This window comes from Reichenbachiella ulvae (assembly GCF_025833875.1).
Taxonomy (GTDB): Bacteria; Bacteroidota; Bacteroidia; order Cytophagales; family Cyclobacteriaceae; genus Reichenbachiella; species Reichenbachiella ulvae.
On the sequence record NZ_JAOYOD010000001.1, the window covers coordinates 4,225,246 to 4,235,940 of the forward strand.

The following is a 10,695-nucleotide window of genomic DNA, read 5'->3' on the forward strand; positions in this document are numbered from 1 at the left end:
TCAAAACGTTTCTGTATGAACTGCTAAAGATAAGTAAGGTGCTACGATATTCTAAACGAATATTAGTATTTGGTCAATTTTAGTGCAGCCCAATTGTCCTTAATAACTGATTTGTCTAGTGAAAGATTGTGCTCTTTTGCCTTTTCGGTGATATCATGGATATCGGATTCATAAAACCCACTCAAATACAATTCGCCTCCGGCGGGGAGCAGCTTAGCGTAACTTGGGATTTCAACTAACAGGACATTTTTATTGATATTGGCCAGAACCACGTTGTATTGACCTTGATTCAGTTTGATCTCGTCAATGACACCTTGATGTGTAGGCACATCTACCATGTCATTCAGCCCAAAATTCTCCGTACTGTTTTCTATGCACCAGTCATCTACATCTGTTGCTTCAATATGTGTTGCGCCCAGCTTATGTGCCATGATGGCCAATACACCGGTCCCAGTGCCTACATCCAATACTGATTTACCCTGAAAATCGTTTTCCATTTCGAGGGACAGCATATTGTAGGTTGTGGCATGATGACCTGTACCAAAAGACATTTTAGGGATGATGACTATCTCGTATTTGAATTCCGGTTTAGCCTCATGAAAAGTCGCTCTTACTCGGCATTTACCTTCCACCTCTATGGGATGATAATTTTTTTCCCACTCTTCATTCCAGTTTTCCTTTTCTATTTCCTGATAGGAATATTTGGCCTGAGTCAGCTCCTTGTATCTTTGAACCACCTCTCTTACAGCAGTTTCTTGAAAGAGCTCACTAGCAATATAGGCTTCCAGTTCTTCTTCTTTTTCTTCGAAAGTGTCAAAACCAATTTCGGCAAGTTCTGCTAGAAATATCTCTTGATACTCAGGTGCGCAGTTGATGGTAAGTTGAATAAATGTCATCGATTACATCCCGCAAAGGATTCTGTTTCGGTATAATAAATGCTGAAATCAGCCATGTTTCTATTCTTTTCGATGTAGATAAATACATCGGCAAACCCTGGTTTGTCTACAGTAGCCCAGTGACCCGGACGATCGGCATAGAGCTGATTTTGTTCCTCGTACACAATCACGTCAGCAAAGGATTCGGAATCCTCTATATATACCCGAAAATGCGCACGATTAGGATCGCGGGTTTCATAGTACACTTTACCATAGATATCGCAAGGGTCATGTTGCGAATCCTCAGCGAAGGGCAAAAGCAATAGAATAAAGCAAAAAATGTTGATCATATCTAATGATTCTTTTGGCGAAGATAGTTGTCCTTGATCAGAAGAGGATAAAAATCTTAGACCGCCTCTGCTTTTAGCATTTTCGTGCCAGCTAGTCGCACGATCTGATCGACTTGCTCTTCGAAAAACATATGGGTGGTATCTACTTCTTCACTATCCTCAGGTCGGATCAAAGGACTCTCCTCTCTGGTTGTATCTATTTTATCTCTTTTCTTGAGGTTTTCTTTTACCTCCTCCAGATCTACCAACTGATCCTTATCAAAAAGTTCTTTTTGTCTTCTTTCTGCCCTCACATCAAAGTCAGCAGTCATGAAGACTTTGAGTTCAGCATTTGGAAATACAACTGAACCAATGTCTCTTCCATCCATCACCAATGCCTTGGACTTGCCCATTTTCTGCTGTTGCTCGACCATGGCTTCTCTTACCGCTTTGATGGCACTCACCTCGCTTACATTTTGCGAAATCTCCATTTCACGGATTTTATCCTCTACATTGAGTCCGTTCAGGTAAGTGTCACTTTTACCTGTTTTTTCGTTGTGATGAAAAGTGATTTCAATATTGGAAAGGGCCTTAGCTACCGCCTTTGGGTTGGTTTGGTCCACGTAGTTTTCTAAAAAATAAAGAGTCACAGCACGATACATGGCACCCGTGTCGACATAGCGATAATTGAGTTTAGAAGCTACAGCTTTGGCCGTGGAACTTTTGCCACAGGCTGAATATCCATCAATGGCGATTATAATTTTTTTCATTTGTCGGGATTTTTAGTGAAATAAATTCAACTATAATTTAACAGTCTTTGACTGGACAAGGAATAGGTTTGCCTTTTTTTATTTTGCGCGCCTTCCTTTCCTTGGGGTACTGGAAAGACTTGCAGGAGCCAAAACTGATGAGCCCCAGCAATAAGATCAACGAAAAAATACGTCTGCTATATTTCAATTTTCTTTGGTTTAAGCGTCGAACAAATATAGAAATTCTGAAACTTTTGGTCGACGAAAAATTATAGGGTTCGTCAGATTAAGATTGGATGGTTCCGATGACGACCATTTGATCCAGCGTTGGCACTTCGCTGCCTCCTCTTGGTTCAATCGTGATAGCAAAAGCTTGGGGCACTTCATTATTTTTCATTTTGATCAGGTAGTCGGAGCTATCCAGATCAAAAACACCCGCATCCACTGGTTGTCCATCCTGAATGCTCCAAAGCTGGTACTGTAGGTTTTCGTCCAGGGATTTTAGGTTCCCGATGTTGAGGAATGTTTCTTTTGTGTCAGGATTCCAGAGAACCGTAGATAGTAATTCTGGCGAACCTTCTACCCCCTTGAGCTGAATCATTTCGAACTCTGGATTAGACATGAGTGCCAAAGAGTTTTCAGCCGCGGATAGCTTTTGATTGGTAAACTGACTGTTTTCAGCCAATACAGAATTTTCCTGCATGGCAATGGCCAGTTGATTTTCGGTGGATTGCCATTTGTTGAAAAACAAAAGCGCAAGTGCACTGGAGATAACCGCCAATGAAACCGCGGCAGCCAGCCAATATCTGTTGGAATTAGCTTTCTCTACCTTGGGTTGAAGAGGGATCACCGGTTTTTCTTCTTCCTCCTCCAATTGAGACATAAATTTGTCTTTCAAATCGGCGGGAGGCGCCATTTGATTAGCAAAAGCAAATGCTTCCAGACCCTCTTCGATGGCATCTAGCTCCGCTTTTATCTCTGGATCAGAAAGGGCCTGCTCTATAGCCATCCTTTCTTCCTCAGAAAGCATCCCCAGAGCATATAGCTCTAGATCTCCTTGCGATATGTTGCTTTTCGATTTCAATTGACGTTCATTCTATCCCTTAATAAATTAATCGCACTCCTCAGCCTGGTCTTGACTGTACCTAGCGGAATCTCAAATTCTTTTGACAATTCAGCATGGGTATATCCTTTGTAATAGATCATCTCTAAAACAAATTTTTGGTCCTCGTTTAGGGTGTTGACAATCTCCTGAAGCCCTATGGCGTCCGTATTCTGCTCGTACTCTCCGGCCTTGTCGAGAATAGATACGACATCATTGATAGAATCGGATTTATTTTCTCTTCTAACTTCTGCAGATCGTACTTTATCAATCGCCTTATTTCTGACGATATTCAACATCCAGGTAAATAACCGTGCTTTTTTTGGGTCATATGAATCTATTTTGTTCCATATATTCATCAAGGCATCTTGCATGACCTCCTCGGCAAAAGATTGATTTTGGACGATTCGGTATGCCGTACCATAAAGAGCCGCCGAATATTTGTCGTAAAGATAGGAGATACCTTTACTGTCTTTGCTTTTCAGCAAGGCTATGAGCTGCTCTTCTGCGATGAAATCTTTATTTGGCTTGGACAATTAGAATTATAGATTCAAGTGCGGTCAAAGATATAAATTTTAAATAAATCACAAGTTTAGAAATCCATGTTACTACATTATCTCGTAAGTTGTTGTGAGAGAAAAAATTAATAACTTATGGAAACTTCAAACAAAGTAAAATGGCCTGAAATCTTAAGCTTAGCGGCACTCAACGTGGCGCTTGTCATTAGTTGGATTGCCTACCACGAATATCAGCCTGTATTACTAGAGAATTTTAGCTTTACCGACCTTTCCTCATTTCTGGTCATTTCCAAAGCCATTGTTTTAGTTATTATCCCCCCTATTGCAGGTTTGACTGCAGATTATTTTTTGAGAACAAAAGGAAAATCTTTTGTCATTTTCACAGTTGGTATAGGTGCTACGGCTATGATTTTTATGATCGTGGCATCCATCATCGGGGCTGGACCAGCGAGTCAGCTCAAGACATTTTTACCCTACATGATATTGCTCTGGTTGATCTCCATGAACTTATTTATCAGCCCAGCTTACTCTATGATTGAAGCTTTCGCCCCCGCTAAAAAGCTTCCAATTGTAGTGGGATTCCTTTTTTTGGTGACAGAGTTGATTTATGCACTGGAGCCTGTGGTGGTTTCATTGGTTCGATTCTTTGGAGACACCCTTACTTTTGTTGTCGGTGGTTTATTGATTTCAGGAAGTGGCTATTTGTTTCACAAAATTTCATCATCGAATGTTGAAGATTTTAAAAGAGAATCCGTGGCTAGCCCTAACAAACCCGTCACCTTTTCGACCTATGTAGCCATTATTGGTGTTGGTATATTTTTGGGAGCTGGAAAGGCCGTTTTGGTGGAGTATTTTCCAGAGTACATTGGTTTTACCTTTCCAGATCATGAAAATATTGCAGGGTATTTCTCGCTTGGTCTTTTGGCCTTTGCAGCCATATTCGCTTTTAGTATGAGTAGCAAGGTGGCAACCATGAACCTGAAGAAGGTTATTATCATTAGCTTTTTGCTACTAGCAGTAGGTAGTGTGAGTATGGTTATAACCTCTAATCTTTACTTCACTCTTATTGCGGGTGTAGTAGTCGCTGGAGGTTTTGGTTTGATCAATTTGGTAGGGATTCCATTTGCCATTGCCAACTTATCTGCCAAGCATATCACCTATGGTATTGGGATTTTTATTGGAGCCTCAGAGTTATTGACAGGTGTTTTTGAAGTAGCACTTCATTGATTTATGGTATAGCAACACAAAAATAAAAGCCAGCTCTCTCGAACTGGCTTAGGATATTTCGACTTGACTTATTTTTCTATTTCGACTTCATCGAGGTTAATAAACTCGATATTATTCTGATCATTGAGCGTGACTCCTATGACCGCCTCGTTATCAATCTTGCCTGCAAGAATCTGCTTGGACAACTCGTTGAGGATCTGCTTTTGGATCACACGCTTGAGCGGTCTGGCACCAAACTGCGGATCGTAACCCAGCTGACCCAGCTTGTCCAGCACCTGTGCAGAAGCTTCAATCTTCACCCCATTCTCAGCCAGACGTTTCTTGATCTGTCTGAACTGGATATCGACGATCTTTCTGATGTTCGCTTTGTCCAGTGGTCGGAACATGATCGTCTCGTCCACTCGATTGAGGAACTCAGGTCGCACCGACTGCTTCATCAACTCAAATACTTCACGCTTGGTCTTGTCTATGATTTCGTCCTCATTGTCAAAGTCCATCTGCGCAAAATTCTCCTGAATCAAATGCGAACCGATGTTGGTTGTCATGATGATGATCGTGTTTTTGAAGTTTGCCACACGACCTTTGTTATCCGTCAATCGCCCATCGTCCAGCACTTGGAGCAGTACGTTGAAAGCATCCGGGTGCGCCTTCTCGATCTCGTCGAGCAGCACCACAGAATAGGGCTTTCTCCTCACTGCCTCGGTCAATTGACCGCCCTCATCATAGCCCACATATCCGGGAGGTGCTCCGATCAAGCGGCTCACCGCATGACGTTCCTGGTACTCCGACATATCGATACGCACCATGGCATTCTCGTCATTGAATAGGTAATCGGCCAAAGCTTTCGCCAGCTCCGTTTTACCTACTCCGGTAGTACCCAGAAAGATGAAAGATCCAATCGGACGTTGCGGATCGTGCAATCCTGCACGACTTCTGCGCACCGCATCAGAGATGCTCTCAATAGCTTCTTCCTGGCCAGCCACACGTTTACTCAACTCATCTTCTAAATGCAGCAACTTTTCTCTATCGCTTTGGAGCATCTTCTGGACGGGAATACCGGTCCATTTGGCTACTACCTCCGCAATGTCTTCTGCTCCTACTTCTTCTTTCAAGAGTGTGCTTTCGGCTTGCATCTCAGTCAGCTTCACTTTCAGCTCTTCCAGCTTTTTCTCTGCCTCCTGAATCTTACCATATCGGATCTCCGCTACCTTACCAAAGTCACCCGCACGCTCAGCCTGCTCTGCTTCAGTTTTGAAGCGTTCAATGTTTTCCTTCTCTGTCTGGATGCCTGTAATGACCGCTTTTTCATTTTGCCATTTGGCTTTCAGGTCATCGCGTCTCACAGACAAGTCAGATATCTCACGAGAGATCGCTTTTTCTCTATCCTTGTTTTTCTCTCTTTTGATTGCCGCCCGTTCTATCTCCAACTGCATGATCTTACGATTGAGCTCATCCAGCTCTTCTGGCATAGAGTCAATCTCGATCCTCAGCTTGGCAGCTGCCTCGTCCATCAGGTCAATCGCCTTATCCGGCAAGTGACGATCCGAAATGTATCGGCTGGACAGCTCCGCCGCAGCGATTACCGCATCGTCTTTGATGCGCACGCCGTGGTGCACCTCATATTTGTCCTTGATACCCCGTAGGATGGAAATCGCATCCTGCACGTCCGGCTCATCTACAATCACCGTCTGGAATCGACGTTCTAGCGCCTTGTCCTTCTCGATGTACTTCTGATATTCCTTCAGTGTCGTAGCACCGATTGCATGTAGCTCGCCTCTCGCCAAAGCAGGCTTCAGCAAGTTGGCCGCATCCATGGCGCCTTCTCCAGCACCCGCACCCACCAGAGTGTGAATCTCATCGATGAAAAGAATGATCTCTCCGGCACTGTCTTGCACCTCTTTGATCACGGCCTTCAATCGCTCCTCGAATTCACCTTTGTACTTGGCTCCTGCTACCAGCATACCCATGTCCAGCGAGATCAAAGTCTTTGACTTCAAATTCTCTGGCACATCTCCGTCGACAATACGCTGCGCCATACCTTCCACGATGGCAGTTTTACCCACACCAGGCTCCCCGATCAGCATCGGGTTATTTTTGGTCCTACGAGACAGGATCTGTAGCACCCGACGAATCTCCTCGTCTCTACCAATCACCGGATCAATCTTGCCATCCTTGGCCAGCTGATTCAGATTTTTGGAGTAGCGCTCCAAAGACTGGTAATTTGATTCTGCGTTTTGACTATTCACGTTGTTTCCTCCTCTCAATTCTTTTACGGCCGCCTCTAGATCTTTCTGATTAAAGCCTATTTCCTTCAGCAATCCAGCCGCTTTGTCCTTTCCGGCGAGTATGCCCATCAGGATGTGTTCGATGGCTATGAACTCGTCCTTTTGCTTTTTGGCAATCGACTCAGCCTTTTGCAAAGCTGCGGCTGATTCATTGGACAGGTACGGTTGCTGGCCAGAGACCTTGGCGTAGCTATTCACGGCATCCTCGATGCGCGTGGTAAGCTGCTCTTTGGCCAGCCCCAATTTCTTCAAAATGAAGCCAATGACATTTTCGTCTGTTTCCACAATCGCCTTCAGGATGTGCGCGGGCTCGATGGCCTGCTGACCCATACCGATCACGATCTCTCCGGCCTTGTTGATGGCCTCCTGTGATTTGACTGTATATTGATTGAAATTCATATCTTAACTATTTGGGTTACCCGATTATACGGGATTCAAATCTCCTTGATCAATTCTCATTCCATTTGATTTTATAATAATAATCCAGCCACATTGTCCGATAATGAACGATGAAACAAGAAAAGCAAGTCAAGGTGACAGTATACTTCAGTTACAGTAATTTTTAAGAATAAGAATCCTCCAATTTGCCTTTTCATTAGTTGATTGAATTTGATATCTTAAATTTGTAAAAAACTCAAACCAAGCTTTAACCACCTACCAGATCATTATTTGGCAAAAATTTGATCAGGTTAAAATCCAATCTCAATGCGCTTCCCTGTTTATTGTATCCTTATTTTTCTCACCTTTAGTTCTATGGCCCAAAACAAAGCGATTTTGGACTCCCTGCATCTAGAACTCTCTACAGAACAGAATGATAGCCTAAGAGCACTCTATCATTTCGAAATCAACCGGCAATGGGCAGAATACAATTTTGATTCGGCTATGCACCATGCTGATCAAGGCAATGAACTAGCAAAGCAATTGAATAATCCCGCATTGATTGCAAGAGGTTTGAATGCCATAGGGCTGGCCTTTGACTTCCAGAACCAATTTGACAGTGCCATCCATTATTTTAAGAAATCTGAGTCATACGCACAAGAAAACAATGATATCACAGGTAGAGCAAGAGCACTTTTAAATCTGGGATCTGTATACCTGATTATTGGCAATCTGGATGAAGCGTTGGATAAATACGAACAGGCAACACTGCTGTATAAGCAATTGGAACAGCACGTTTACCTAGCCATGGTCTTGAATAATCAGGCTCTCATCTATCGAAGAACCAAAAGATATGATATGGCCAAGGAGGTGCTTCATCAATCATTGGAGATCTATGAGGCCAATGAGATGAGGAGTAAGCAACTCAACTCCCTGATCAATTTATCCGGGATCTATCAATTATTAGAGGAATTCGACAGTGCGATCTTAACTGCAAAAAAATCATTGCCAATCGCAGCAGAATTGAACAATGCAGATTTATCCTCCCAGATTTTTGTAGTCCTTGGTCAGAATTTTGCCGAAAAAGACCTGCTCGACAGCTCCTTCTATTACTATAAAAAAGCGGAAGCTGCCATGACTAAAAATTCTCCTACCGCTTTAGATGTCTATGTTTATTTTGGAAATGCCACTTACTATTTATCTACCAAAGACTATCCAAATGCCAAACTTTACCTTGATAAGCTGACAGAATTGAGAACCGCCATCGACAAGAATGTTGACTTAGCGATTACGTACTACGAAATCAGCTCGCAATATTATGAAGCCACTGGTCAATGGAAAAGAGCTTTCGCCGAACAGCAGCAGTTACTTAAAAACAAGGAAGTGTTTCTTGATCAAAAAATAGCGGAGCGTACCACAGAAATGGAACAGCTCTTCAGAAAGGAACAGCGAGAATGGGAAATAGAAAGGCTCGGCGCAGAAAACAGAGAAAACAAGCTGATCATCGACAAGCAGACTCAGCAAACCACAGGACTCCTGGTGATATCGGTACTAGCTGGGATCATCTGCATTTTCTTAGTAGTCGTTCTTCGACAGAGACATACCTCTCACCAGCTTCAACAATCACTCCTTCATGAAGAAATCGATGGCTTGCGTCTTAGAATCGGAAATATCATGTCCAATATCAAATTGGAGGAGGTAACACTTGATTCAAAAAAACTGGAAAGCGAACTACCCAACACACTTACTGAAAGAGAAATTCAGGTGCTGCAAGTGGCTATCACCAATAAGACCAATTCAGAGATAGCAGAGGAGGTACACCTCAGTGTCAATACAGTTAAATACCATCTTAAAAACATCTACAACAAACTCGGAGTATCTACCAGACTAGAAGCGAGAGAGGTGCTTTCAAACATTAATTAGGGCCCTTTTGAAAGAACTACCCGGGGTGGGTGAGAAAAATATCACGGAATCATGAGTTTTTTGGAGTCTCAAAATTGAGATGTAAAACCAAAAATCACTAATCATGAATTCACTGAAAATTTCCCTGTTTTTAATTTTATCAATTGTAGTCATTCGTTCGCAAGCGCAGAACGTTCTAATCGCAGACAATAACCACAACGCCCCTACAGGCGACTTTGTATTTCCGAACATACAGGAAGCTGTAGATGCTGCCGAAGATGGAGACATCATACAGGTACAACCCAGCCCTGTGACCTATGGTGGAGCTACCATTAACAAACAAATCACCCTGATGGGTATCGGCTTTAATGTAGACAAGGACATCCCACTGATGTCCAAAATGGGAAACATCGTATTGACCAACAATGCAGATAATACCAGCGATGCGGATGGTACCATCATCAAAGGTCTCTGGATCGCCAACATTTATATCGGGTCGAACACAGGAGCAGAATATCTGTTGGAAGATATTTTGATAGAAAACTGTCAGTTCAATTTTATCGAGAGTTATCAAACCGCTACTTATTCCCCGATCGATGGACTAGAGATTATTGGTTGTCAAATTACCGGCCAAGCTCCGAATGGCTACTCTATTAGAATTGTAGAACACCTGACCAATGCCATCTTTAGAAACAACATTATTTATCTGGGTATTGGTCTCTTTAATGGCACACCGGGTAGCAACATCATTGCCAATAACATCATGTACGAAGGCATCTACATCAATGCCGAGGGAAGCAATACAACCATCATCAACAATAATTTCATCGCTTCTATGGGTGGTGATGCGGCCTTTGTCACAGAACTACAAGACTGCATCGTCGCAAACAATATCTTCTATGGAATGACTCCTAGTATAGCCAATGGAGGCAACTCCACTTCAGGCGAATTTGAGCGAAATGTTTTTACGAACAATCTGGTCTACTCCACAGGAGACGATGTGATGCCACCTGCTGGGGGGGGAGCCGGAAATTCCGGTTCGGGTAACATATCCGGTATTGATCCTGAGTTTGTCAATTCTCAGTTACTTGATACCTGGTCTGAGGATTACGATTTCACTCCGCAGGCCGCGGAAGTACTCAATGGAGGTAGCGATGGTACGGACATAGGCATCACGGGCGGGTCGTATCCTATTGCTGACGTGAATTTCTTTTTAAAAACTTCCGAAGTACCCGTCATTCAAATCCTGAACACTTCTACAGTGATCAATCCGGGTGATGATCTACCCGTTCACATTAAGGTCAAAAGCAACTAATCACCTCTCAACTTT

The 10,695-nt window shown here is 43.0% G+C and carries 9 protein-coding genes; 3 read left to right on the plus strand and 6 right to left on the minus strand.

Going from position 1 to position 10,695, the window contains the following annotated elements; genetic code table 11:
* Positions 1 to 62: 62 nt before the first annotated feature.
* The 5 genes from prmA to N7U62_RS17180 form a co-directional block, all read right to left on the minus strand.
* A complete protein-coding gene (gene prmA, locus N7U62_RS17160; RefSeq protein ID WP_264139282.1) occupies positions 63 to 896 on the minus strand; it encodes a 50S ribosomal protein L11 methyltransferase in 834 nt (277 codons plus the stop codon).
* Entirely contained in the window at positions 893 to 1,225 is a 333-nt protein-coding gene (locus N7U62_RS17165; RefSeq protein ID WP_264139283.1) for a 7(1) septoil knot domain-containing protein, read from the minus strand. The genes prmA and N7U62_RS17165 overlap by 4 nt, the downstream gene beginning before the upstream one ends.
* A 56-nt stretch (positions 1,226 to 1,281) precedes the next feature.
* Positions 1,282 to 1,974 carry a (d)CMP kinase gene (gene cmk, locus N7U62_RS17170; RefSeq protein ID WP_264139284.1) on the minus strand — a complete coding sequence of 231 codons (693 nt, stop codon included), beginning with the start codon at positions 1,972 to 1,974 and terminating at the stop codon, positions 1,282 to 1,284.
* Positions 1,975 to 2,239: 265 nt separating this feature from the next.
* Entirely contained in the window at positions 2,240 to 3,037 is a 798-nt protein-coding gene (locus N7U62_RS17175) for an anti-sigma factor (protein ID WP_264139285.1), read from the minus strand.
* Positions 3,034 to 3,591 carry an RNA polymerase sigma factor gene (locus tag N7U62_RS17180; protein ID WP_264139286.1) on the minus strand — a complete coding sequence of 186 codons (558 nt, stop codon included), beginning with the start codon at positions 3,589 to 3,591 and terminating at the stop codon, positions 3,034 to 3,036. The genes N7U62_RS17175 and N7U62_RS17180 overlap by 4 nt, the downstream gene beginning before the upstream one ends.
* A 117-nt stretch (positions 3,592 to 3,708) precedes the next feature.
* Here N7U62_RS17180 and N7U62_RS17185 point away from each other — a divergent pair, with 117 nt between their 5' ends.
* On the plus strand, positions 3,709 to 4,800 hold the full coding sequence (locus tag N7U62_RS17185; RefSeq protein ID WP_264139287.1) for an MFS transporter: 1,092 nt from the start codon (positions 3,709 to 3,711) through the stop codon (positions 4,798 to 4,800).
* A 68-nt stretch (positions 4,801 to 4,868) separates the two neighbouring features.
* Here N7U62_RS17185 and clpB read toward each other — a convergent pair whose 3' ends face one another.
* A complete protein-coding gene (clpB, locus tag N7U62_RS17190; protein WP_264139288.1) occupies positions 4,869 to 7,484 on the minus strand; it encodes an ATP-dependent chaperone ClpB in 2,616 nt (871 codons plus the stop codon).
* Positions 7,485 to 7,838: 354 nt separating this feature from the next.
* Here clpB and N7U62_RS17195 point away from each other — a divergent pair, with 354 nt between their 5' ends.
* Together N7U62_RS17195 and N7U62_RS17200 are read left to right on the plus strand one after the other, a co-directional pair.
* Positions 7,839 to 9,386 (plus strand): helix-turn-helix transcriptional regulator, encoded by a 1,548-nt coding sequence (locus N7U62_RS17195; protein WP_264139289.1) that lies wholly within the window; start codon positions 7,839 to 7,841, stop codon positions 9,384 to 9,386.
* Positions 9,387 to 9,489: 103 nt separating this feature from the next.
* Complete coding sequence (locus N7U62_RS17200; RefSeq protein WP_264139290.1) at positions 9,490 to 10,680, plus strand: right-handed parallel beta-helix repeat-containing protein; 1,191 nt, start codon at positions 9,490 to 9,492, stop codon at positions 10,678 to 10,680.
* The last annotated feature ends 15 nt before the right edge of the window (positions 10,681 to 10,695 follow it).